Annotated in this window: 22 protein-coding genes; 12 read left to right on the top strand and 10 right to left on the bottom strand. The window is 40.3% G+C overall.

Translation table 11 applies throughout. The features are described from left to right. The first annotated feature begins 320 nt into the window (after positions 1-320). From AC3CAU_RS05995 to AC3CAU_RS05985, 3 genes are all read left to right on the top strand, one after another. Positions 321-1,487 carry an acyl-CoA desaturase gene (locus tag AC3CAU_RS05995; protein WP_424621984.1) on the top strand — a complete coding sequence of 389 codons (1,167 nt, stop codon included), beginning with the start codon at positions 321-323 and terminating at the stop codon, positions 1,485-1,487. Between the two features lie 101 nt (positions 1,488-1,588). Beyond that, a complete protein-coding gene (locus AC3CAU_RS05990) occupies positions 1,589-3,034 on the top strand; it encodes a protein adenylyltransferase SelO (RefSeq protein ID WP_424621982.1) in 1,446 nt (481 codons plus the stop codon). A 93-nt stretch (positions 3,035-3,127) separates the two neighbouring features. Then, positions 3,128-3,499 (top strand): MmcQ/YjbR family DNA-binding protein, encoded by a 372-nt coding sequence (locus AC3CAU_RS05985; protein ID WP_131216629.1) that lies wholly within the window; start codon positions 3,128-3,130, stop codon positions 3,497-3,499. Between the two features lie 71 nt (positions 3,500-3,570). Here the strand turns inward: AC3CAU_RS05985 and AC3CAU_RS05980 are convergent, their stop codons facing one another. The 3 genes from AC3CAU_RS05980 to baeS all read right to left on the bottom strand — a co-directional run bounded on the left by AC3CAU_RS05980 (position 3,571) and on the right by baeS (position 7,514). Beyond that, positions 3,571-4,926 (bottom strand): amino acid permease, encoded by a 1,356-nt coding sequence (locus AC3CAU_RS05980; protein ID WP_447053613.1) that lies wholly within the window; start codon positions 4,924-4,926, stop codon positions 3,571-3,573. A gap of 227 nt (positions 4,927-5,153) precedes the next feature. Beyond that, the gene (locus AC3CAU_RS05975) at positions 5,154-5,840 is read right to left on the bottom strand and encodes a response regulator (protein WP_131216632.1); all 687 of its coding nucleotides are present in this window, start codon (positions 5,838-5,840) and stop codon (positions 5,154-5,156) included. 12 nt (positions 5,841-5,852) lie between these two features. Then, positions 5,853-7,514 (bottom strand): sensor histidine kinase efflux regulator BaeS, encoded by a 1,662-nt coding sequence (baeS, locus tag AC3CAU_RS05970; RefSeq protein WP_131216633.1) that lies wholly within the window; start codon positions 7,512-7,514, stop codon positions 5,853-5,855. A gap of 138 nt (positions 7,515-7,652) precedes the next feature. On the opposite strand from baeS, the gene AC3CAU_RS05965 reads away from it, so the two are divergent. From AC3CAU_RS05965 to AC3CAU_RS05955, 3 genes are all read left to right on the top strand, one after another. Continuing rightward, positions 7,653-8,300 carry a hypothetical protein gene (locus tag AC3CAU_RS05965; protein ID WP_447053614.1) on the top strand — a complete coding sequence of 216 codons (648 nt, stop codon included), beginning with the start codon at positions 7,653-7,655 and terminating at the stop codon, positions 8,298-8,300. A gap of 296 nt (positions 8,301-8,596) precedes the next feature. Next, on the top strand, positions 8,597-10,399 hold the full coding sequence (locus AC3CAU_RS05960) for an acyl-CoA dehydrogenase C-terminal domain-containing protein (RefSeq protein WP_447053615.1): 1,803 nt from the start codon (positions 8,597-8,599) through the stop codon (positions 10,397-10,399). 195 nt (positions 10,400-10,594) lie between these two features. Then, positions 10,595-12,376, top strand: a complete 1,782-nt coding sequence (locus AC3CAU_RS05955) for an acyl-CoA dehydrogenase C-terminal domain-containing protein (RefSeq protein WP_447053616.1) — start codon at positions 10,595-10,597, stop codon at positions 12,374-12,376. Between the two features lie 58 nt (positions 12,377-12,434). On the opposite strand, the gene AC3CAU_RS05950 is transcribed toward AC3CAU_RS05955, so the two are convergent. Beyond that, a complete protein-coding gene (locus AC3CAU_RS05950; protein WP_131216641.1) occupies positions 12,435-12,644 on the bottom strand; it encodes a hypothetical protein in 210 nt (69 codons plus the stop codon). 182 nt (positions 12,645-12,826) lie between these two features. On the opposite strand from AC3CAU_RS05950, the gene AC3CAU_RS05945 reads away from it, so the two are divergent. Beyond that, on the top strand, positions 12,827-13,324 hold the full coding sequence (locus AC3CAU_RS05945) for a phosphate-starvation-inducible protein PsiE (protein ID WP_131216643.1): 498 nt from the start codon (positions 12,827-12,829) through the stop codon (positions 13,322-13,324). Between the two features lie 137 nt (positions 13,325-13,461). Here AC3CAU_RS05945 and AC3CAU_RS05940 read toward each other — a convergent pair whose 3' ends face one another. Next, positions 13,462-13,971: an RcnB family protein gene (locus AC3CAU_RS05940; protein WP_447053617.1), complete on the bottom strand. Its 510-nt coding sequence runs from the start codon at positions 13,969-13,971 to the stop codon at positions 13,462-13,464. A 198-nt stretch (positions 13,972-14,169) separates the two neighbouring features. On the opposite strand from AC3CAU_RS05940, the gene AC3CAU_RS05935 reads away from it, so the two are divergent. Continuing rightward, entirely contained in the window at positions 14,170-14,619 is a 450-nt protein-coding gene (locus AC3CAU_RS05935; protein ID WP_424621970.1) for a hypothetical protein, read from the top strand. Positions 14,620-14,777: 158 nt separating this feature from the next. On the opposite strand, the gene AC3CAU_RS05930 is transcribed toward AC3CAU_RS05935, so the two are convergent. Both AC3CAU_RS05930 and znuD read right to left on the bottom strand, forming a co-directional pair. Beyond that, positions 14,778-16,241, bottom strand: a complete 1,464-nt coding sequence (locus tag AC3CAU_RS05930; protein ID WP_424621968.1) for a phospholipase D family protein — start codon at positions 16,239-16,241, stop codon at positions 14,778-14,780. A gap of 106 nt (positions 16,242-16,347) precedes the next feature. Then, the gene (gene znuD, locus AC3CAU_RS05925; RefSeq protein WP_131216650.1) at positions 16,348-18,405 is read right to left on the bottom strand and encodes a zinc piracy TonB-dependent receptor ZnuD; all 2,058 of its coding nucleotides are present in this window, start codon (positions 18,403-18,405) and stop codon (positions 16,348-16,350) included. A gap of 145 nt (positions 18,406-18,550) precedes the next feature. Between znuD and AC3CAU_RS05920 the strand changes: the two genes are divergently transcribed. From AC3CAU_RS05920 to AC3CAU_RS05905, 4 genes are all read left to right on the top strand, one after another. Then, positions 18,551-19,318, top strand: a complete 768-nt coding sequence (locus tag AC3CAU_RS05920) for a DUF4184 family protein (protein ID WP_131216652.1) — start codon at positions 18,551-18,553, stop codon at positions 19,316-19,318. A gap of 176 nt (positions 19,319-19,494) precedes the next feature. Further along, positions 19,495-21,285, top strand: a complete 1,791-nt coding sequence (gene aspS, locus AC3CAU_RS05915) for an aspartate--tRNA ligase (protein WP_131216654.1) — start codon at positions 19,495-19,497, stop codon at positions 21,283-21,285. 114 nt (positions 21,286-21,399) lie between these two features. After that, positions 21,400-21,618 carry a hypothetical protein gene (locus AC3CAU_RS05910; RefSeq protein WP_131216656.1) on the top strand — a complete coding sequence of 73 codons (219 nt, stop codon included), beginning with the start codon at positions 21,400-21,402 and terminating at the stop codon, positions 21,616-21,618. Between the two features lie 193 nt (positions 21,619-21,811). Then, positions 21,812-22,675 (top strand): lysophospholipid acyltransferase family protein, encoded by an 864-nt coding sequence (locus tag AC3CAU_RS05905; protein WP_447053619.1) that lies wholly within the window; start codon positions 21,812-21,814, stop codon positions 22,673-22,675. A gap of 67 nt (positions 22,676-22,742) precedes the next feature. Here AC3CAU_RS05905 and AC3CAU_RS05900 read toward each other — a convergent pair whose 3' ends face one another. From AC3CAU_RS05900 to AC3CAU_RS05890, 3 genes are read right to left on the bottom strand one after another with little or no spacing between them, the layout of a single operon-like run. Then, on the bottom strand, positions 22,743-23,582 hold the full coding sequence (locus AC3CAU_RS05900) for a glycosyltransferase family 2 protein (RefSeq protein ID WP_447053621.1): 840 nt from the start codon (positions 23,580-23,582) through the stop codon (positions 22,743-22,745). Next, complete coding sequence (locus AC3CAU_RS05895) at positions 23,582-24,709, bottom strand: DegT/DnrJ/EryC1/StrS family aminotransferase (protein ID WP_131216662.1); 1,128 nt, start codon at positions 24,707-24,709, stop codon at positions 23,582-23,584. Before AC3CAU_RS05895 ends, AC3CAU_RS05900 begins: the two co-directional genes overlap by 1 nt. Further along, complete coding sequence (locus AC3CAU_RS05890) at positions 24,706-25,566, bottom strand: WxcM-like domain-containing protein (RefSeq protein ID WP_131216664.1); 861 nt, start codon at positions 25,564-25,566, stop codon at positions 24,706-24,708. Before AC3CAU_RS05890 ends, AC3CAU_RS05895 begins: the two co-directional genes overlap by 4 nt.

Here is a 25,566-nt window from a genome sequence, read left to right as displayed (position 1 = left end):
GGCGTCATTTAATAGGTTAAAAAGAATGAATAAATTTAATAATTTTGGTCAGAACAAACCCTTATTCTATTGTTTACATATGTTTTTTTAAGTCCTATCGTCCATATATAAATAAGATGTCCAAGCCTTCGATAAAATCAATAAAGACTACCAAGTATTCTGTTACTGTTTAGTACAATACACATGTAGAATAATGCTAGTGAAGATTTGTTCGCTCATGCTAATATTGATAACGTCTTAATCCTTATAAATTGTATTGAATAAGGATTCATTTATACCTTACCTTTACCTTTTAAAAGGTTCTAGGAGTGCTGTTGGAGATGAATGCTCCCTTACCCAAAGCCCCAATTAACTGGATTGCAGTGTTCGCACTGGTACTTTTACCCATTGTGGCTGTAATCGCTATCCCTTTATATGCTTATCATCATGATTTTAGCTTAGGCGCATGGATCAGCTTATTTGTACTGCTCGGTGTGAGTAGTTTAGGGATTACTGCGGGTTATCACCGCTTATGGGCACATCGTGCTTATGAAGCAACCTTGCCATTAAAAATTATTTTAATGCTTATGGGTACTTTTGCGGTTCAAAATAGTATTTTGTTCTGGGCTTCAGGTCACCGTACCCATCACCGTCATGTTGATGATATCGAACAAGACCCATACTCAATTAATAACGGCTTTTGGTATGCGCATATTGGATGGATGCTTCGCAACTATCCAGCAGCAGAAGCAAACTATAAAAATGCACCGGATTTGTTAAATGACAAAGTGGTGATGTTTCAGGACAAGTATTACATTCCTCTGGTTATTGCTGTACATGCCGTGATCCTTACTACGGTAGGTTGGGCAGTGGGTGATATGTGGGGCGTATTGTTATTGGGTGGTTTACTTCGCCTGATCTTGAGCCATCACGTCACTTTCTTCATTAACTCACTCTGCCACATGTGGGGCAAACGTCCGTATACTGACGAAAACACTGCACGTGACAATTTCATTTTAGCGATTGCAACTTGGGGTGAGGGTTATCATAACTATCATCACATCTTCCAGTATGACTACCGAAATGGCGTGAAATGGTGGCAGTATGATCCAACGAAATGGCTGATCTGGTCATGTTCAAAACTTGGTTTAGCCAAAAACTTGCGTCGTATTCCAAGCTTTAATATTAAAAAAGCAGAATTGGCGATGCGCTTTAAATATGCTGAACAGGATTTGGCAGTTTATGGCCATAATGTCAACGAAGATATGGCGACTGCAAAACTCCGTATTGCACAGGAGTATGAAGCGTTTACCCACACATTAAATGACTGGGCAAAACTGAAAGAACAAGAGATTCAAGCAAAAAAAGCCTCTGTAGCTGAAAAGATTCACCAAATCGACAGCAAACTTAAAGTTGATTTTCAATTGGTTGAACAGCGTCTTTCCCATCATCGCAATACCTTAAAAATTCTGATGCGGAATATTAAAAAGAACACTATTTCCGAGTAAAATCGGATTCAATATAAAGCCCCATTCTTGGGGCTTTATTTATTTTGGTCGTTTAAATTTGCTATAGTGATATCATCTCTCCCCATTATTTAGATTGTCCTATGCAATTTAATCCGCGTTATCCCTCGCTTAATCCCAAGCTTTTTCACCATCAAATGCCTGTTCCATTAAAAGGAGCCAAAGCGGGTCATTTTAACGAAGCACTCGCTAATGACTTACAATGGTCAGATGAAGATAAAGCTCGATGGGTTGAAATCTGTAGTGGGCAAAAAACTTTTGCTGAATTTGAACCTCTGGCGATGGTTTATGCAGGACATCAGTTTGGACAATGGGCAGGACAATTGGGTGATGGGCGCGGTTTACTGATTGCACAAATTTTAGATAAAACAAATCAAACCATTGACCTGCATTTAAAGGGTGCAGGTTCAACACCTTACTCCCGTATGGGTGATGGTCGTGCAGTTTTACGCTCCGTGATTCGTGAATATCTGGCAGGTCATGCACTTAATGCTTTGGGTATTACTTCAAGTAATGCTGTTGGGTTTACTTCCTCAACGCAAGGCATACAGCGCGAAACAATGGAACCTGGTGCCATGATGTTGCGTACTTCAGACTGCCATATCCGTTTTGGTCATTTTGAATGGATCAACCAGTATCAGCCTGAGCTTTTACCCGACTTTGTACAGAAATGTATCGAGTGGCATTATCCAGAATGTCTCGAGGCTGAACAGCCTGTTTTGGCTTTTGCTACCCAAGTTATCCAACGTACTGCGGTAATGATCGCAAAATGGCAACTGGTCGGATTTGCCCATGGTGTGATGAATACGGATAATCTGAATATCACCGGTTCAACTTTGGACTTCGGCCCTTATGGTTTTATGGAGCGTTTCCGTCCGAACTGGATTAACAACCACTCGGATTATCAAGGACGTTATACCTATCAGCAGCAACCGAGTATTGGTCATTGGAATTTATGGAACTGGCTGAATAACCTGGTTCCGCTCTGCCCTACAGACTATGGTAAAGAGCAATGGAAACAGGATTTGGTAGCATGTTTAGAGCACTATGAGCCAACATTCTTAGAGCACTATAAACATGGTTTAAACCAGAAAATGGGCTTGCCAAGTTTTCATAAAGATGGTTTTGATTGCGGTATGGCTTTCCTTCGAGTTCTGCAAAGCGAACAGCTCGACTACACCCAAAGCTTTATTCGACTTCAGAACAAAGAATTTGAAGTGATTAAAGATGATTGCTTAGACCGTCGTCAGTTTGAAAGCTTCTTGACTCAATATGAAAATATTCGGGCATATCAAAATACTGATGAATTGGATGCTGAAATGGCCAAAGCCAATCCTCAATATATTTTACGTAATCACATGGCACAAAAAGCGATTGAGTTGGCGGAAAGGGATGATTTTTCCGAAGTAGATCGCCTGTTTAAATTACTCAGTCAGCCTTATACCAAGCAAACAGACATAGAAAAACCTGAAGATTTAGCACCGTTACCTAGTGACGTGCCGGAAGTGATGGTGAGTTGTTCATCTTAAGATTGATCAACAGATGACTTGCGAACTGTGGATAATTTCAGCATTATCCACAGTGTTATTTAAAAATAAAATTATAAAATCAAGAGATCGACTATGTCCTTACATCGTCTTGCCAGCCAAACTGCCCTTCAATTGCCTGAAGTGACCTGTACCCAGCCTTTTGGCGATGGCTGTGATGTATTTAAAGTCATAGATAAAGTCTTTATGTTAAGTTTTCATTTAGAAGGTAAAGCAGCTATTAACTTAAAAGTTATCCCGGATGATGGTGCAATGTTACGGGATATTTATTCCTATATCCGTGCCGGCTGGCATATGAATAAACAGCACTGGATTTCGGTGTTTGAAGATGAAAATTTGGATGAATCCTTGGTTCAGGATTTGATAAAGAATTCTTATCAATTAGTGGTAGGTAAATTAAATAAACTGCAACAGCAACGGATTGAGCTGCTTAAAGTCGTGAAATAAGCCTCTCGGACATGACTAATTCCACTAAAGATTTATACAAAAAATGGACTCTCTCGAGTCCATTTCAAATTTTATACATTCTTTTTATGCAGCATTTTAAACAATCCGAACAGCACCGCAATCCACACTGGAAGCATCAATACGGATAATATAAGGCCTTGATTCCACATCACATACAGGATTATCAACATAAACGCTAAAACAAAATAATTCGTAAACGGTGCAAATAAAGCCGGAAACTTAGTATGAATGCCTTCTTTTCTCATGGCTTTCTTAAATTTTAGATGAATCAGACTGATCATCATCCAATTTAATACCGCTGCACTGACCACAATATAAATCAGATAACTCAGAGCTTTTTCAGGCACGAAGTAGTTCAGCAAGACACAGCTAAAAATCAGTAAAGCAGAAAACAGCACTGCAGGAACTGGAATCCCGTGTTGATTGACCTGTTGAAATACTTTCGGTGCATTACCCTGCTCTGCTAGCCCCAACAACATTCGACTATTGGCATACATCCCGCTATTACAAACAGATAATGATGCTGTCAGAATAATAAAATTCAGTAAATGTGCCGCCCAATCTATGCCGATTTGTTTAAAAATAATCACAAAAGGGCTTTTATCCAGCCCACCCAAATCTAGTTGATTCCAAGGCACCAAAGACAAAAGGATGGCTAAAGAACAGATATAGAACAGAAATATGCGAATAACTGTCTGATTCACCGCTTTAGGTATATTCTTTTCCGGATCTTCAGTTTCAGCCGCCGCCATACTGATCAGCTCAATCCCACCAAACGCAAACATCATAAAGGCTAACATATAAAATAGGCCTTCAAATCCATGTGGGAAAAATCCACCATGCATCCACAAGTTGCTGATGGATACCGTAGAAGCTGCATCTGCGGTAAACAGCAAATACACGCCAAAGATGATCATTGCGATAATTGCAAGGACTTTAATCATCGACAGCCAAAATTCAGATTCACCATAAATCTTCACATTGGCAAGATTCATGACAGTGACAAGAACAAAGAAGAATAAAACCGAAACCCATGCTGGAATGTCTGGCCACCAATAATTCACATATTTTCCAATGGCGGTCAGCTCAGTCATCGCCACTAAAATATATAAAATCCAATAATTCCAACCAGTTAAAAATCCTGGAAATTTACCCCAATATTTAAAGGCAAAATAACTGAATGACCCTGTTACAGGTTCATGCACAATCATCTCACCCAATTGGCGCATAATCAGGAACGCAATCAAACCACCAATCAGGTAGCCCAAAATAATCGATGGGCCTGCTGATTGAATAATATGTGCTGAACCCAAGAATAATCCTGTACCAATTGCCCCGCCCATAGCGATCAATTGGATATGACGATTCTTTAAACGGCGCTGAAGTTTAGGCGTCTCGCTGTCCAAAACACACTCTCATCATCAATAAAAACTGAATTGTAAATGCTTCGTGCGCTATGACCTAGCCTGCCGAATTAAATCCATACGCTTTTATTTAAAGTATTTTTCTGCTTATACTTAAATAAACATATAAGCTTTTGATTAATTTAGATTAAAATTTATTTTTTAATTTATTGTTTTTAGCATATGAAAAAGCGAACCATCTCTGATTCGCTTTTTTGCTTCTACCCAAGTTAATCTTCAGGATATTCAAAACGGTATCCTATCCCATACACCGCTTGAATCCACTCATGACGGTTACCCGTTTCAGCAGCATCCGAAATCTTACGGCGCAGGTTTTTAATATGGCTGTCAATCACGCGGTCTGCTACATCAAAACTGTCAGGGTTAATATGATCGAGTAATTGCGCACGTGAGTAAACCTGTCCTACATGCTCCAAAAATAACTCCAACAAACGGAATTCAGTAGGCGTCAAGTTCAAGGTTTTTTGTTGATACCAGATTCTTTGCTGTGCTTTATCCATACGGAACAAGCTGTTCTGTTCAGGTTCTGCATGACGCTCCAAACGACGCAACACTGCTTGTACACGAGCCACCAGTTCTTTCGGACTAAAAGGTTTACAAATATAGTCATCTGCGCCCATGTTTAAACCCAGAACACGGTCGATTTCTTCGGTTCGTGCAGTCACCATAATAATCGGCAAATCAGACTGTTCACGTACTTTACGGCAAATGGTCAAACCATCCATGCGTGGAACCATCAAGTCCAAAATCATCAAACTTGGTTTACGCTGAGTAAAGCTGTCATACGCTTCTTGCCCATCATGAAACATACTGACTTCAAAACCAGCCGCTTCCAGATAGTCTCGCACCAGTTGTGCAAGTTCAACTTCATCTTCAACCAGCATGACATGTTTCATGAATCTCATCCTTTATTTATTTAACTGTTTTGGAAAAGTTAATTTGCAACGCAACCCACCTAATGGAGAATGTTCAAAACTCAACTTCCCACCCAATGCCTGCGCAATTTTACCAGATAATGCCAAACCTAAACCTGTACCGCCAGTACTACGGGTACGCGAATCATCAACACGATAAAACCGCTCACCCAAACGTGCCAATTGTTCATCATTTAATCCAAGCGGGCTGTCATCCACAATCACGCTCCAATGCGTCGCCGATTGTTCAGTATGCACACGAACTTCACCACCAGCTTCAGTATAGCGAATACTGTTGCCGAGTAAGTTGACCATAATTTGTTTAAAACGATCTATATCTAATTGTAAATTCGCCCCTTCACCTTGTACCGAAATAGACAGATCAGCTTGGGCAAATTTAGGTTTGAAGTTTTCAACTTCTTGCAGTACTACATGCCAAGGGTTCACCTCAGCCATATAGCAGGTTAGCTGCTGTGCTTCAGCTTGAGCCAAATCGGCTAGATCCTGAGTCAGTTTTTTCAAGCTGTTAACCTGGCGAAGCATGGATTCAAAATGTTCCGGCGTCGGTTTACGAATCCCGTCCTGCATCGCCTCAATTTGCGCTTGCAGTACCGCCAATGGTGTTTTTAATTCATGTGAAGTATCTGCCACCCACTGACGGCGCGACTGTTCATGCTGATCTAAAATCACCGCCAATTGGTTAATCTCATTCGATAAATCACCCAACTCGTCATTGCGGTTGATTTTCACCTGATGCTGGTAATGTCCTTTGGTCAATTCACGGGTTGCATTGAGCAAGCGTTGAATCGGCTTTTTAAAATAGGTTGCCAATAATAAAGCGGCAATTAAACTGCTCAGGAAAGTTAAGCCATACACCAGTAATAAATAGCGTTTTTGATTACTAAAGAAATTGATACTTAAAGCATCATCCTGATCCAGCACCGGTTTCAAACCCAAATAGCCGACAACTTTATCATTTACCATAATCGGGCGATATGAAACAGGAATATCAGAGGGTTCACCGACCACAAACTGTTTGTTGGCATCATATAAGGATAATCGGGAACTTAAACCCAAACGGTCGGGCATTGAAATAAACTGCTTTTTCTTGGTTTGATTTTGGCTTGAATCTGTCTGTGCCTCTTCTTTCTTTTTATCCGTGCGAAATATATTTTGATTAGAACTCAGGGGAAATTTAAGCCCTTCAAAAGGCTGATATTCAGAAGGTAAATTCTGTTCCATCATGCGTAGTTCTTCTTCATCTATAATCGGTTTGCTTTGCCCCGGTTTTTCTAAACTGGATGAAGTATTGATTAAGGTATTTTCCTGAAAATAGCGCTGTTGCAAGGCAATGTCATACTGACGACGTAACCACCAGCGTGACAACTTGTCATAATCATCGGGATCGGCCTTGCCCTCAATCTGCAAAATTTGCGCCTGAATCGCGTTGCCCCAGTCATGATAAACCGTATATACCCCTGCCAAATTGCTGATGACATGATCGAGTTTCTGCATTTCGACATCCGCCACATATCTGGCAAAATTCTTTTGCATGGTCCAGTGCAAAACACCCAGGCTGACAGTCGTAATCACTAAAGTCGTGAGTAATACGGTCAAAAATAAGCGTAAGGCGATCGGAACGCGGCGAATATTCAAAAGCAAAGTCTCAATATTTTCTTCTCAATTTATGATTGTAACCAACACTGTCTCAAAAAACTCTCCATTGTTTCTTCATCATTATTATTTATTCTTAAACCATCAAATTTATATTATTTTTCATTGGAGATAACAACAATGAATTCCATGGCAAAAATAGCTTTAGTAAGTGCAAGTATTCTGAGCATGGGTGCATTGAGCGCCTGTCAATCGAACAATACAGTAAAAGATAAAGATAACGACCAAGCTCGCATGATGCACGGCCATCATCAAAAGCATGAGCGTAAAATGACACCAGAACAACGTCAGCAGTTCCAGCAAGCACGTACTGAACGTAAACAACTGGTTGAACAAATTCAAAAAGCGTGTGATAGCAAAGCGGCCGGTACAGCAGTGCAAATTAAGGCAAACGATAAAACCATTGATGGTACTTGCGTCATGACCTTTAAAGCTGACCATCAAGCAATGAAAAAAATGCGTGCTGAACAGCAGCAAATGAAAGGTGAACATCGCCCACTGCGTGGTGAAATGAAAGGCATGCATATGCAACACGGTGAACTGCTGACAGATGTCAAACGTGCAGAATTGACCAGACAATTCGATCAACGCCTGGCTGAACGTCAAGCCAAGCAGCAAGCCATGTTAAAAGCCTGCCAAGGTCAAGCCAATGGTAAGGCAGTTCAGCTTAAAGTTGGTGCTCAAAGTATCGATGGCAAGTGTGAAATTCGCTTCCAGCCTAAAGCGCCAGTTACTGTGACTCCAGCACCGGTAAAATCTGCTGCATAAAACCCTGTTCAAAATTTAAAAAGGCGCTTTCGGGCGTCTTTTTTATGGATGATAAAAAATGACCAATTTGACTATTTATGCCATCAAATAAACTCTAAAAGTATTTACACGCAAGACACTTAGCAATTTCAAGCCAGAAATCTTTGACTTTACAGTCACCAAGAAAAAGCATGTAAACGCTTGTACCCAGCAAGAAGATGTTGCAGGATTAAGCCATAGAAATATGTGTCATAAAAGGCACGTTTCAATGTTTATTAGGATTATAAGCTGGTTAAACCAGTATTGAGGAAAACGATATGCCACAATACAAAGCGCCCTTACGTGATATGCAATTCGTTCTACATGAATTATTAAATGCTGAACAACATTATGCAAAACTCCCTGCATTTCAGGAAACCGTAAGCCGTGAGTTGGTTGATCAATATTTGGAAGCCGCTGCTGACTTCTGTGAAAATGAACTTTCTCCTCTTAACCAAGTCGGCGACCGTGAAGGTTGTACTTGGAATGACGGTGTAGTAACAACACCAACTGGCTTTAAAGAAGCATACAAAAAATATATCGAACTGGGCTTCCCGTCTCTTTCTGCTGAAGAACAATATGGCGGTCAAGCTTTACCAAATTCTTTAGGCATTACCATTTCTGAAATGGTCGGTACTGCAAACTGGTCTTGGGGCATGTATCCGGGTCTTTCTCATGGTGCGGTACGTACTTTGGAACACCATGGTTCTCAAGAACAAAAAGACACTTACCTGCCTAAACTTGTTTCAGGTGAATGGACAGGCACTATGTGCTTGACTGAATCTCATGCAGGTTCTGACTTAGGCATTATCCGTACCAAAGCTGAACCAAATGCTGATGGCAGCTATGCAATCTCTGGCGAGAAAATCTTTATCTCTGCTGGTGAACACGACATGGCGGACAACATCATTCATATCGTTCTTGCTCGTCTTCCTGGCGCACCAAAAGGCACTAAAGGCATCTCGTTATTTATTGTCCCTAAATTCAATGTCAATACTGACGGTTCAGTGGGTGAACGTAATGCAGTACGTTGTGGTTCAATTGAACACAAAATGGGGATCCACGGTAACGCAACGTGTGTAATTAACTTTGATAAAGCACAAGGTTTCTTGATTGGTCCTGAAAACCGTGGTCTAAACTGCATGTTCACATTCATGAACACTGCACGTATTGGTACCGCTGTACAAGGTCTTGCAGCTTCTGAAGCGTCTTTCCAAGGTGCACTTGCCTATGCCAAAGATCGTTTAGCGATGCGTTCTCTTTCAGGTGTTAAAGCGCCAGAAAAAGAAGCTGATCCGATTATTGTTCATCCTGCTGTACGTAACATGCTTTTAACTCAAAAAGCATATGCAGAAAGTGGTCGTGCACTGGTTTACTTATTGGCTCAATACGCCGATGTAGTTGAACACGCTACAACTGAAGAAGAACGCAAATCTGCGGACAACATGTTGTCTCTTCTTACCCCTATCGCAAAAGCATTCTTGACTGAAACCGGTTCTGAATCTGCGAAACATGGTGTTCAGGTGTTCGGTGGTCATGGCTTCATTTCTGAACATGGTATGGAACAGATTGTTCGTGATACACGTATTGCTTGCTTGTACGAAGGAACCACTGAAATTCAGGCACTTGACTTGTTAGGTCGTAAAGTTTTGGGTACTCAAGGTGCAATGTTGAAAGACTTCACCAAGATCATTCACAAATTTACTGAAGCAAACAAAGATAATGCTGCAATGAAAGAGTTCGTTGAACCGCTTGCTGCTCTGAATAAAGAGTGGGGTGATTTAACGATGCAGATTGGTATGCGTGCAATGCAAAACCCGGATGAAGTCGGTGCAGCTGCGGTTGACTACCTCTACTTCTCTGGTTATGTCACTCTTGCTTACTTATGGGCACGTATGGCGCTTCTCGCTCAAGAAACATTGGCTGCCGGTACAACTGACGTTGATTTCTACAATGCCAAAGTAACGACTGCACGTTTCTACTTTAAAAAAATCCTGCCACGCGTACGTTCACACGTAGACGTGATTGCCGGCGGCGTAGAACCGTTACTGGCATTAGATGCAGAGCACTTTGCATTCTAAGCTGAATATCTAATTCGATATTTGAAAAGTTGTACTCCTGAGTACAGAAATAGAGAAAGGACGGTCATAGCTTTGACAGTCCTTTTTCTTTATAAATAGAGCGTTATTTCGCTTGGGTCATCTGACAACATTCTTTGTTGGTAATTAAGCTGCCCTAAGTCTACAGAGATTCAAACAATAAACAGGTGAACGAACATGCCAATTTATAATGCCCCACTTGCAGATATGAAATTCATCCTGAATGATGTTTTTAATGCCGAGCAATTCTGGCAAGCCAATGAAAATCTTGCCCACGTTGATGCTGCAACTGCAGAAGCCATTCTTGAAGAAATGGCAAAATTTGCGCAAAACGTTACGCATCCGCTCAACCGCACGGGTGATGAAGAAGGCGCAAAGTATGAAAATGGCAAGGTAACTACACCTGCTGGCTTCAAAGAAGCCTTCAAACAATATGCAGATGGCGGCTGGATTGGTTTAGGTGCAGACGAGGAATGGGGCGGTCAAGGCATGCCAAAAATGCTGACGGTGCTTGCGGATGAAATGCTATTCGCCACCAATCCATCATTCCTGCTTTATCCGTTGCTTTCTGTGGGTGCGGGTATGGCGTTAAACAGTTACGCATCTCAAGAGCAAAAAGAAACGTATTTACCTAAAATTTACTCTGGCGAATGGTCAGGTACCATGTGCTTAACTGAGCCACATGCAGGTACAGACTTAGGTATTATTAAAACCAAAGCTGAACGCAATGAAGATGGTACCTATAATATTACTGGTACTAAAATCTTTATTACTGGCGGTGACCACGACTTAGCAGAAAATATCATCCATTTAGTTTTAGCTAAAACCCCAGATGCACCGGCAGGTTCACGGGGTATTTCATTATTCATCGTGCCTAAATTCGTGGTGAATGAAGATGGTACTGTAGGTGAACGTAATGCCGCAGGCCCAGGTTCAATTGAACATAAAATGGGGATTAAAGCCTCTGCAACTTGCGTGATGAACTTCGACGGTGCCAAAGGTTATCTGGTGGGCAAAGAAAACGAAGGTCTTGCAGCCATGTTTGTGATGATGAATTACGAACGTTTATCCATGGGTCTACAAGGCTTGGGTGCATCTGAATTTGCTTATCAAAATGCGGCGCAATATGCGACTGACCGTATTCAAGGACGTAGCGCTTCTGGCATTCAATCGCCTGCCAAAGCTGCGGACAGCATTTTGGTACATGGTGATGTACGTCGTATGCTACTCAATGCACGTGCAAATAACGAAGCTTCGCGCGCATTTGCAGTTTACGTGGGGCAACAACTGGATATTACCAAGTTCTCTACCGATCCTGAAGCTGTAAAAGCAGCCAATAATCGCGTGGCACTGCTCACTCCAGTTGCGAAAGCATATTTAACAGATACTGCTTTTGATGCAGTGATTGATGCGCAAATGGTGTTTGGTGGACATGGCTTCATTCGTGAATGGGGTATGGAACAGTGCGTACGTGACTTACGTATTGCACAAATTTATGAAGGCACTAACGGTGTTCAATCTCAAGATTTGATTGGTCGTAAAACCATTAAATGTAACGGCGAGTTTATTGCTGAATATATTCAGGAAATTCGTGACTTTGCCAACAATTTAGATGCTGATCTTAACTTCATTAAAGATGCAACCCTAGATGCAGCTACTGAAGTTGAATCTGTGACTCAATACGTGATTGAAGCTGCACGTGAAAATGTTGAATTTTCGAACTCTGCTGCGGTAGATTACCTGCATGCTGTCGGTCTTTTAAGCTTCTCTTACATGTTCGCAAAAATTGCCAATGCGGCGAAAGCGAAAGATGGCGAGTTCTATCAAAACAAATTGGCACTGGCTCAATACTTCGTGCAACGCATTTTGCCTGAACTTGCACTGCGTATCACCAAAGTAAAAGCAGGTTCTGAAGTGATCATGAACTTTAGTGCAGATTACTTTACCAGCCAATCTTAATTTAAATCAAATTTAAAAAACGCCTGCATTGTCAGGCGTTTTTTTCATCTAGAATTAATTAAATCTTTTCAATAATAATAGAATCTGAGATTTTTTTACTGCTTTGGGCATCTTGCTGATGTTTCAAAATCTTAATTATCCCTTCAGATTGTAAATTTTCACATAAGGCAATCAGCTTCTGCATTTCATCACCTTTAATACCCGAACCTAAAATGAGTTTTTTACCATTTTGTAAACTATTAATTTTTGTTTGAATTGTTTCTAACATTTTCGTTTCCTTGATTAATGAAATAACCACCTACACAATATATCAATTCAGTATAAAAAAAATACAGCCCATTGAATTATTTATAACATTCAACTGTCTTGAGTGTTAATGTGCATGAAACTTGCATAGTTTTTAATACCAGTTTCATGCAAATACTCATCTAATATACAAGGAGGAAAAACATGCCAAAACCTGATGCCAAAGTTGAAAAAATTGAAACCCTCCTCGACCGTTTTGGAAATCTTGCCGTAGAAAGTTTTCATTATATTGCGCTATTTATTATTGGCTGTATGGTGATCTGGTCTGCGGGTCATACCGTATTTCACATTCTTACCGTGAAACAATTCGCCACCATTGATGATATTCTTCTGTTATTTATCTATCTTGAACTGGGTGCGATGGTGGGCATTTATTTCAAGACCAATCATATGCCGGTGCGCTTTCTAATTTATATTGCCATCACTGCCCTGACCCGCCTGCTTATATCTGACATTCAACATGACCATAAAGCAGATATGGACTTAGTGATTATTACTGGTTCGATTTTGATTTTAGCTTTTGCAATCTTGGTGGTGCGTTATGCCTCCTGGACTTATCCTTCTGTCATTCGTGACAAACATAGTGAAAACTCCTTGCCAGAAGGTAAAACGCCACGTCCGCAAGATGATGAGTTGGCTTAATATTCTTTATTCACCCTGCTTCCATGAAATGCGGATTTTCTGAATATATCTATGCTTCATCCGGGAGAGGCCAAATTCCAATTTGAATATAAAGGCAAAATAAAAGCAGGCCTATGCCTGCTTTTTTAATCTTTATTCTAGCGATTCGGTACTAACACATAGCGCCCATTTTCAAAGATCCAGTACGTTCCATTCGGCGGAGCAGGTAATCCTATACGGTGCCAATCGGTGATTAAAGTATAGTTTGAACTTTCAATTCTTGCTGTATTTGGATCGCCATTTACCCAACTATAACTTCGTGAATTCTGGGTAATGGTCGTTGGTGCCTGATACTGAATACTAATGCCATTTTGTATCGGCGGATATCCGCCATGTGGCGGACGTGATGAATAATGCTGGTAATTGGGGTGATTTTGCGGGTAATTATTTTGCGGATAACGATTATATGGATGGTTATTTTGTGAATAGCCAGGATGCTGCTGTGGATAATTATTTTGTGGATAGCTAGTTTGAGGGTAACTAGGCCGATGCTGATACTTGCTGGTATCTACTCCACGATAATTAGACCACTTGTTTTCTGCTTGCGTAGTTGCAGCAGCTCCCAAAAGCACCATGCCACCCAGAGTACAAATAACTGCCACTTTCATCAGAGCCTCCGAACGACATTCATCGTATATAGTTTATAAAGCCTATTTTAGTCCCTAGTTTAGGCTAAAAAATGAATAAAAAACCATCTAATGCAATGTTTTGTAAATTAAATAGCCGGTTAATTTGATGCTTTAGTGCATCTAGGCAGTTGTTATGTTTATGCTAAGATATTCTTTTTTGTTACTGGATCAAACAGAGTGACTGATTTAAGTTTTGACCGCCTACATCAATTTTTTTGTAAAGTACCGAGCGTACAAGAAGCATTGATTGATGCTTATGGTTCAGATGGTCAACATGCATGGTGGTTTAAATTTCAAATTAATGTCGAACACCCTCTGGCATGGCAAACTGTTCAGGAATTGGGTCATGTACTGAATTACATTTCCAAAAATGAACGTCTTCCAACCCAGTTCTTACCTGTTTCACCACCGCCCTATATGAATGGTGAAGCGAAAGAATTTTTGGCTTGGGTAATTCAATGCAATCATCCTGACTTCTCACCCGATGTGGTTTGCGACTGGTTAGAAGCGCGTTTACCGCAACCGGTTGAAGATGAAAGCCAGTGGATAATTAAAACCGATTTAAAAGAACTGGATAAAATGAAAGATGCCGATCTGGATAAATTAGTTCCGCCGAATCCACAATAATATCTTGAGTCAAAAAAAAGCGCATTATGCGCTTTTTTATCTTTAACAGATTTAATTTCCCTAACACGCAAAGAGATGAGAAGCACTACTCTGTTAGGAAGAGATAAATACCTCCCTTGCAAAACAATGTTTCTCACCCTTTAAAAAAGGGAGGAGCATTAGAAAGTAGACAACCCACTCCATTCCATAAAGCGGTAAATGCCATATTTGAGTTTCGATTCATCTGCATATTGACTGTAATCCACACTCATATTTTTGCCATCCAGGTTTGACCAGGCGGTATCAAAATATTGATTGGCCTCTGTAAAGACTTGAGCCTGTGATGCACCCAGCACGCGTAAATTGGTTTCCAAATTATAATTTTTAATATTACGTGCAGTGAAATTCGCAGAACCTAAAATCAATTCCGAGTTCTGTGTATTACGTTTCACAATCATCTTGCTGTGACACTGCTCCCCTTGGGTATTGCACCAGCGCACAGGCACACCCGCAGCATTCAATTCAGAGGCCACTTGACGATTGGGAATACCATTCTTCTGGCGACCAAAAGCATCTTTATTTGGATCAAGCAATACACGAAGTCTTACCCCACGTTCATGCGCGGCAATTAAGGCCTTCACAATATGCCGTTCAGACAAATAGAACATCGCCAGATCAATCTGCTCTTGCGGTTTTGCAGTTTCAATTAATTTTAATGTTTCATCAAAAATGGCTTTTTCAGTCAGTACCTGCACTTGAGGTAAAGACTTTTCCTCTTCAAACTCACCGACAATCACCATCGGAATATCACCTTTGGACATTCGTCCCACAGCCTGTTCGGTTTTTAACACATCGACTGCGGTATTGCCTGAAACGACCAATGCCACGTTGGAATGACGTGAGCTGCCATCATGAGGATTTGCAGAAGTGACTAAAGCTTTCCAACCCTGAGCCGTATCGACCACCAAAGTTTTACGGTGATTGGCTTTGAAATTAAACAGGCTGAAATAACTACGCAGGGTGATTTTTTCATGACCAAATGGATTAGAAAGCCAGCCTCTTTCAGGATTATTGCCTGCATCCTGACAACAGATATACCAAAGGCCTGACCATAAAGGATTGGATGCGCGTAACGGTCTTAAATCGGTTTCAATGACATCAATACCGGCTGAACGTAGCTGGCGATAATGTTCGGGTGCAACACCGCCATAGACTGAATTAATCGGGTCAGTAATGACTTTAATATCAATATTTGGCTGAACGCCACGTTTTGCAATTAAGGCATCGGTTAACTGTTGCGCGAGTGGACGATGCGCTAAGGTCGATTCCCCCACTTCCTTATTGAATAAAAACATATCCAGCACAATGGTCGTTTGTGCCTCATCAATCATTTTTAACATTTCATTAAAAATGACCTGATTTTGTTGTTGTTTGCCACTGGCATCAATATAGGTTTGATCTGCTAAAAACTTCACCTCGGCATGACGCAACTTACCTGTGAAATACAAACCCTCCGGCAGGGGTTTATAAGTGTGATAAATTGCAGATGAGAGATATCCCAAAGCCAATAAACTGATCATCACGCCCACATAACGACGGCGTGACCAATTCAATTTCTGATGAATTCGTTGAAAAATACGCATAACAAAAAACCTAGTCCAATGGCATCAGACTAGGTTTTTTTGCTTTATTTTTCAAGAGGATTTCTGTGACTCTATCCTGAACAAATTCATCTAATCCAACTTTTGCCTAGAAACCGAATTCTAAACCGACACTAAAATTACGTCCGACTTGCGGAATATTCGACAGGAATGAAGCATGTGAATAAACCTGTTCATCCAGCAAGTTATTGGCTTTAAAATACACCCGATAATCATTATTCTTGGCATATTTTCCAGCATAAGAGACACCAACATTCAGCATGTTATAACCATCAGTTTCCTGCTCATAACTTGTGATTTTGTCCTGATTAAACACATGGTAATATTCGGCCAGACCTGACCAATGGTCATCAAAACTTGCATCCACTTTGGTTCCTAAACGACCGGCTGGGACACGGGGTGCATTTTCACCCTCAATCTTGCCACGTACATAATCACCAAATAGCCCCACTTTATAAGTATCGTTTAAAGCATAAGAGACTTGTGCTTCTGTACCATAAAACTTGGCTTTATCTTGGGTGTAATCGACCAGACGAAAGTTTTCATAGCGATCTGTCGTTGCCGCATAAATGTAGTTGTCAAACCAGTTGTGATAGACATGCACATGATAGTCCAGTGGGCCATTTTCATAATGCAAGCCAAGCTCCAGATTATTGGATTTTTCTGCGCTTAAATTTTCATTTCCGCGTTCATAAGTATTGGTCGCGAAATGTTTACCATTGGCATATAGTTCTTGCGCCAAAGGTAAACGTTCTTGATGAGAGCCAACCAGCGATAATTTATAACTCGGTGCAAATGCCCAGTTCACAGCGCCAGAATAGGAAAAACCGTAATCATCAAAATCTTTTTTATTGGAATCAATCTGAATTTTCTGCTGATCTAAACGTGCGCCCAGTTCAACATGAACATCATTAAACTGTTTATGTTCTAAAGCAAACAGGCTCCACTTTTGTGTTTTGGTCGGATCCAATAAAGATTCTTCGCCCGTAATATTCAGCTTTTGCTGGTTATATTGAGCACCGATTACCCCTTCCCAATTCGCAACAGGGTTATGAACCAATTCCAAGCGTGCATCATAACCCTGACTTTTAAAATTGGTCATGACTGAATTTTCTTCAATTTCATCATGCTTATAGTCAGTATAACTGGCATGAGCACGCAGCTTTTGAAAACCAGAAAAAGGATCGCTGAGTTCGGTACGGAAATCATAGCGCTCTGATTTTAAATCGACCCACGGCCCAGCAACGTGATCATGCTCTTCATCATGATCATGTCCATCATGGTTCAACGCATGACCTGTATGATCGCCACAAAAAAGTTCATTGTCATGCGGATGACAGTCTTCATATTCATGGCTATGTCCGGGTAAACCATACTGATCTTGACGATTACTATATGAAATACCGCTGAAGCCTCGGTCGTGAATCCAGGATAAACCGACATTTACCGTTTCGCCTTTTGCAAAGGTATTGTCTACACGACGCTCTTTTTCACCTTCATGAACATAATCAGGCGCAATATAGCTGTTGGCATCACGTTTCGAACCTTCAACACGTAAAGCCACCTGATCAGTTAAAGCAACGGTCGCCCCTGCACTGGCTAATTTTTCATCACTGCCCGAGTTGTAGCGTAAGCCGACTTGCCCTTCATAACCTTTTTCCGGCATTTGGGTCGGAATTTTATTGTCGGTAACATTGACCAATCCGCCCACTGTACCTGCGCTATACAGCAAGGTCGATGGACCACGAATAATTTCAACTTGTTTGGCTAAAATAGGATCAACTGTTACTGCATGGTCTGGTGAAAGTGTTGAGACATCAGCAGTTTCAGAAGCATGTTGTAAAACTTTAACACGTGGCCCATCTTGCCCACGAATCACTGGACGGCTTGAGCCTGCACCATACTGGTTTGAAGATACGCCAAGCTCACCCGCCAATGCATCCCCAATGGTGACGCCACCTTGTGCAAGCTTTTTATGATCAATCACCTGATCTGCAACTGCAAAATCGGCTGCCGACTGCACCAAGGGATGAGCCTGCAATTTAATCGTTTCTAATTGTTGGTCTTGGCTCGGGTTCTCTGCAAAGACAGCAGGTGCAATAACGGCAAAAATAGAGAGGGGAATTAAATTTTTATGAAAAGACATGGAACTGGCTCAAGGCTTTGATTTTTGAATAATGTTATAATATAACATTTCATTATTTTTGCAATAAAAAACATTTCCTTTCTCTATCTTCAGATAGACTGGATTTCAGTTTTGCTCACAGATAAGTAAATTTTAAAGTTTTTAGATGCCCTTTACGATCTCACATGCTGTTTTAGCCCCTCCCCTTGCCAAACTCACAGGCTATCGTTTGCCCATCTCGGCACTTGCCATTGGCACTATGACGCCTGACCTTTACCGCCTGTTTACTTCAGAAACTTACGATATATCACACCAATGGCAAGGCTTAATAGTTCCAAATCTATTGATTGGTTTAAGTTTTTGCTTGCTGTGGTATGGTCTTTATCGACCGGTGATTTTTCGATGGATTGGGCTAGTCAAGCCAATCGATTATGGTTCCTTCGATAAAATGACGGGATTTATTCTCTGTGTCATCCTTGCTTTGCTCGTTGGAATTTCTAGCCATTTAATTTGGGATGGTCTGACCCATTCAGACTTTAGGACCTTTGCTTTTGATCAATTTTTAAATCGACCGGTTTCATTGTTTGATCATATCTATCCAATGCATCGTGTGTTGCAGATTGGCACCTCCATCCTGGCTTTACCGTTTATGGCATGGATGGGCAGGCATTATTATCTAAAACATAAACAGGCGGATTTTGTTGGAACTAAAATCAAGATCTCTAGCTTCTTTATTCTGCTGACCTCATTGCTCGCTGCTGGTTTTTATTATCTGCAATTTTTAAAGACACTGGGATCAAATCCTTGGTCAACCGACCTCTATTCATTTATCGGTCGCTCGGTAAATCAATTTTCAAGCGTATTTTTAATTACTTTTAGCTTAGGTTGTGTGCTCTTTCTATTTTTAGACAGAAACCACCATCTAGATAAATAAACGATGAGAAGTTAAAGAATATTATCCAGATCAAGCAATCTCAGCATTGAAATTGTGATGATTCTTGATCTTGTTCTTGTGACAAAATCCTCAAAGAGGCATAATTCACTATTCAAAAGCGGTGCGCTGTTTACGTATACGCTGACCTTAACCCATATAGTTGGATTTTTTACGCTATGATGCGAACTCATTACTGCGGTACTTTAACCGAAGCCCAAATTGACCAAACCGTAACATTATGCGGTTGGGTACACCGTCGCCGTGACCATGGTGGTGTAATCTTCCTTGACATGCGTGACCGTGACGGTCTTGTTCAAGTCGTGATTGACCCAGATACTCCCGAAGCTTTCTCAACTGCTGACAAGGCACGTTCTGAATTCGTATTAAAAATTACAGGTCGTGTACGTCGTCGTTATGAAGGCACAGAAAATGCCAACATGGTGAGTGGTCAAATCGAAGTTCTAGCAAAAGACATCGAAGTTCTTGCAGCCTCTGAAACTCCGCCATTCCCATTGAATGACGAAAATACCAATATTTCTGAAGAAATTCGTTTGAAATACCGTTTCTTGGATATCCGTCGTCCTGAAATGCTAGATCGCTTACGTTTCCGTTCTAAACTTACCAACCTTATTCGCAACTACTTCGAAGAAAATGGTTTCTTGGACGTTGAAACGCCAATCTTGACACGTGCGACTCCAGAAGGTGCGCGTGACTATTTAGTTCCAAGCCGTGTTTCTAACGGTAGCTTCTACGCGCTTCCACAATCACCACAGCTGTTCAAACAGTTGTTGATGGTGGGCGGTATCGATCGTTACTACCAAATCGCAAAATGTTTCCGTGATGAAGACCTACGTGCCGACCGTCAGCCAGAATTCACCCAGATCGACGTTGAAACATCGTTCATGAGTGACGATGACATTATGGATTTGATGGAAACTTTAACGATCAAGATGTTCAAAGAACTTCTAAACGTTGAATTCGACAAATTCCCGCGTATGACTTATGCAGACGCTATGCGTGACTATGCATCTGACAAACCAGATATGCGTATTCCTTTGAAACTGGTTGACGTTGCAGACATGATGCAGGACGTTGAGTTCAAAGTATTCGCAGGTCCTGCTAAAGATCCTAAAGGCCGTATTGTTGCGCTTCGCGTACCCGGTGCAGGTTCACTTCCACGTAGCCAAATTGATGAATATACTAAATTCGTGGGCATTTACGGCGCGAAAGGTTTGGCTTATATCAAAGTCAACGAACTTGAAAAAGGCATTGAAGGTCTTCAATCTCCAATCGTTAAATTCATCGAGCCAATCGTGCTTGACTTGTTGAAACGTGTTGGCGCTGAAAATGGCGACATCGTATTCTTTGGCGCAGATAAAGCCAAAGTTGTGAACGATGCCATGGGCGCTTTACGTATCAAAGTCGGTCACGACATGAAACTTGCGACTTGCGAGTGGGCGCCGCTTTGGGTCGTTGACTTCCCAATGTTTGAAGAAACTGATGATGGCAAATGGACCTCTGTGCATCACCCATTCACGCTACCAAAATCTAGCGTTGAAGAAGTGAAAAATAATCCAGGTGCGGCACTTTCAGTTGCTTATGACATGGTATTGAATGGTACTGAAGTCGGTGGTGGTTCACTACGTATCTTCAACTTAGAAATGCAACAAGCTATTTTTGCGGCATTGGGCATTTCTGAAGAAGAAGCCGAAGAAAAATTCAGCTTCTTGTTGAATGCCTTACGTTACGGTGCACCTCCGCATGGTGGTTTGGCATTCGGTCTGGACCGTTTAGTGATGTTAATGACTGGTGCGACTTCAATTCGTGATGTGATTGCATTCCCTAAAACCAAGACTGCTGAATGTCCATTGACTCAAGCACCTGCGCCAGTTGAACCAAATCAATTGCGTGACCTAGGTATTCGTTTACGTGAAAAACCTAAAGCTGAAGTAAAAGTAGAAGCTTAACGCTTTAATTCAGTGTTAAAAAACCCTGCATAAGCAGGGTTTTTTATTGCATTGAGATCAAGACTTGAGAATGGCATAATAGCTGCCTATTTCTATTTTGTGGTGAGCAACCTTATGGCTATGCGTCCTGCTGTCCGTCGTCGTGCACTTGTGCTAATTATATTCGCTGTAGCTCAATGGTTGTTTATGCGTTATATCTTAGCCAATGGTTTGTTCAATATGGACACCAATCAACGTATTTTATATTTTTGTGTCAGTAGTTTAGGTGGAGCACTCATCATTTTTGTGAGTTTGATTTATATGGTGTTGAAAGGCAACGCTGAGAAACCTTAATCCCTTTTTCTCTCCCTACGAGATTGATAAGATTCTTCTAGAAATTTTATCTTAATTTTTATTTATTTTGTTCTCAAGACTTTTGACCTCATTTTCTGTGGTTTGGAAATGGCGCAGCATCTTTGATGTAATAAAACTCTTTCCAAAATTTTCTTTTTATAATTATCTTGGCTATAAAGAGCTGTGCGTTTCTATGTATTTTTTATTTAAAGTGGTCTCTTTACTCCCGCTCTTTGTCTTGCAATGGCTTGCATCTTGCATTGCACTCCTCCTCAATAGCTATAATTCGTCTATGAAACGGATTACCGAAATTAATCTGCAATTGGCTTATCCGCACTTAACGGTTCAGCAACTTCAAGCTTTAACCAAAAGCAGTTTAAAAAGCCAATGTATGACCTACATTGAGTCCATCAAATGCTGGGGTATGTCGCCCGAATACAATTTAACTTTGTTAAAAAATATTTATGGTGAACACTACTTTACTGAAGCCTTAACCAATAAAAGAGGCGTCATTGTTGTGGTTGCACATTTTGGCTGTTGGGAACTTCTAAATGCATGGCTTAATCAGTATAGCTCCCCCATGATTATGTATAAGCCCCATAAAAATAAAGCGATAGACCGTTTTATCTTGGAAGCAAGACAACGCGTGAATGCGACTCTGGTCCCAACGGATGAAAATGGTGTACGTGCGATCTTTAAACATTTAAAGCAAGGTGGCTTGACCGTGATATTACCTGATCATCTCCCTAAAGAATCAGGAGGTATTTATTCAGAGTTTTTTGGGCAAAACACATTATCAACCACATTGGTCTCGAAACTAGCCAGTAAAACTCAATGCAATGTCATTGGGCTCAGTTGTATCCGTGATGAAATATCAGGATTTAATGTACATTGCGTGCCTTTATCGGATGGTATTTTATCGAAAGATCTGCAGACTTCTGTAGATAGCTTGAACCAAGATCTTGAAATTATGATTAATGTCGCACCTGAGCAGTATATCTGGTCTTATAAGCGTTTTCGTAAAGTTGAAGGTCAAGAAAATATTTATCAAATATAAGATTATGAGTTCTGAATTTTAAGTCATCGTAACTTGGTATAATTTAGTTACGATGACATGAAATAGTTTATGGAATTATTTTATTGATCCCATACTTCAAAAATGTATAGTATTTAACAGGATAATAAATAAAGACGCTTTTTTTCTTATAATAATATTTTAGAATTAATCGATTAATCTTAAACTCCGCATCAAGATATACTTTTTCATTCTTATACGGTGCGATCACTTTTTTCATCTCAAGTGCCATTTTCAAGCCATCTTGCGAAAAACTTTCTTCATGAATACGGTATTGACACAAGACAGTGGGGATATAAATTAATTTTTTTTGATTCTTGGTCAATTTTAACAACATATACCAATCTTCAACTTTAATATTTTCATCATAGCCCCCCACTTCCTGAATTACATCTAAATGAAACATCTGAGTTAAAGTTGGTAAATCATGATGATTTAAAATAATATCATTAAAACTATATTCTGTTTTTTCAGATACGCGCTGTTCCGTAATTTGATTATTTTTATCAATTAACTCTATACCGCCAAAGACTCCCGTTATATTGGGATTTAATTCTAGGTAGTCTACTTGTATCTGAGTTTTCTGCGGTAGCATCATATCATCAGAGGCAATGATACTGACATATTTTCCCTGACAATGTGTTAATGCTTCATTTAATGTCGAACATAAACCTTTATTCGCCCGTGTATTAAAATAAACACGTACAAAACGAGTTTGACACTGCTCTAATATCTCCTTAATTTTAGCAACTGATTGGTCTTTAGAACCATCATCAATCACAATTAATTCGATATTGGCATAAGTTTGGTCAATAATACTTTGAATACTATCTTGAATATAAGCTTCATGGTTATAACAAGGAATAATTACAGAAACCAATGGCCGCATTAATCTAGTCCTTGAGGTATGAAACTATTACATAGCTCAACAACCTTTTCTGTTTCTTCTAAAGTCTGAGTCGGCCCCATTGGCAAACTTAAAACTTGCTGATGGATTTTTTCAGTCAAAGGGAAACTCAAATCGTTCCATTCTTTATAAGCTTGTTGCTTATGGGGAGGAATTGGATAATGAATTAAGGTTTGCACGCCATTTTCAAGTAAATACTGTTGTAGTTCATCTCGATATTTAGTTTGAAGCACGAATAAATGCCATACGTGTTGCTTATATTCGCGTACTTCAGTCTGACTCAAAGGCAATGTGATATATGAATTTTTTATTTTAGATAAATATAAACTGGCAATCTGACGACGATGAGTTGTTTCTTGATCCAGATAGGTCAATTTTACATCCAGCATTGCGGCCTGTATTTCATCTAAACGGCTATTTACTCCAGGAACCAAATTTTTATATTTTTCATGCGAACCATAATTTCTCAAGGCTTTCAACATATTTGCCAATTCAATATCATTGGTTGTTACTGCCCCAGCATCCCCTAAGGCACCCAGGTTTTTCCCTGGATAGAAGCTAAAACCAGAAGCATCACCCCAATTCCCAGCACGAATACCCTCTATTTCAGCACCATGAGCTTGTGCTGAATCTTCTATTACCAATAAATTGTATTGTTTAGCAATCTGCATAATTTTTGGCATATCTGCTAGCTGTCCATACAAATGTACGGCTAGGATCGCTTTCGTCTTCAGTGTAATAGCTTGCTCAAGCGCTTCTACAGAAATATTTAAACTCTTGCTGTCAGGTTCAACCAATACAGCTTTTAAATTATTTGCGGTAATAGCCAAAATACTTGCTATATAAGTATTCGCAGGAACAATGACCTCATCCCCGTCTTGTAACTTGCCTAACTCTTTCCATGCACGAAGTATCAAAATAAGTGCATCTAGTCCATTTGCAACGCCAATCGCAAACTTTGTACCGCAATAAGTTGCAAAATTTTGTTCAAATGTTCCAAGTTCTTGACCACCAATATACCAACCCGAATCAATCACACGATTACATGCTGCTTTTAATTCATCTTGATATTGTTGATTTACTTTTTTTAAGTCTAAAAATGGGATCATTCTTCTATAAAACCTTTTACAGTAGCGGGATTACCTACAACAATTGCATTTTCAGGCACATCTTTTGTCACAACCGCGCCTGCGCCAACCATGGCATTTTTTCCAATTCTAATACCGGGCAGGATAGTGGCATTTGCACCAATACTCGCCCCTTCCTCAATGATTGTTCTTAAAAATTCATCAGGATATTGTTTAGAACGTGGATGCTTATCATTAGTAAATGTAACATTGGGACCAATAAATACATTATCCTGAACGGTAATCCCATCCCAAATAAAGACACCCGATTTCACAGTTACATTGTCACCAATAACCACATCATTCTCGATAAGTGTATGGGCGCAAATATTACAGTTTTTCCCAATGGTGGCTTGTGCTAGGATCACGCTATATTGCCAAACACGACTATCTTCACCTATTTGAGAACTTTGCACATCAGCCAAAGGGTGGATAAAGGGTTTATGGGCCACTTTGATAAAATCAGCATAATCACGAATATAATCCGATTCATCATAGTGTTCACTTGCAAGCACAAGTAATACACAATCATCTGAAAAATCATGCATTTCACGCCACATCAAGCTTTCAATCAATAAGCCTTGTGCAGGTGAAGACAGAACCACTTCTTCTTTTTGATAACCATTATCCAAAATAAACTTGCAGCTTCCATGTAGGCAGATCGCCACTTGTTTTAAATTTTTATGTGCATGGAAACCACGAGCCTGGTTATCAATAGTCTTAAAAATGTAATAGATACGTTTTAATTCAAATGGAATGGATTGACTCGACTCCAGTGCAATCAAGCCACCACGATGGTCACTTAAATCTGGCAAGTCGATTAACTGAACTAAACTCAT

It is taken from the genome of Acinetobacter sp. GG23, assembly GCF_057766365.1.
This window is presented reverse-complemented; position numbering and strand designations above follow the sequence as displayed.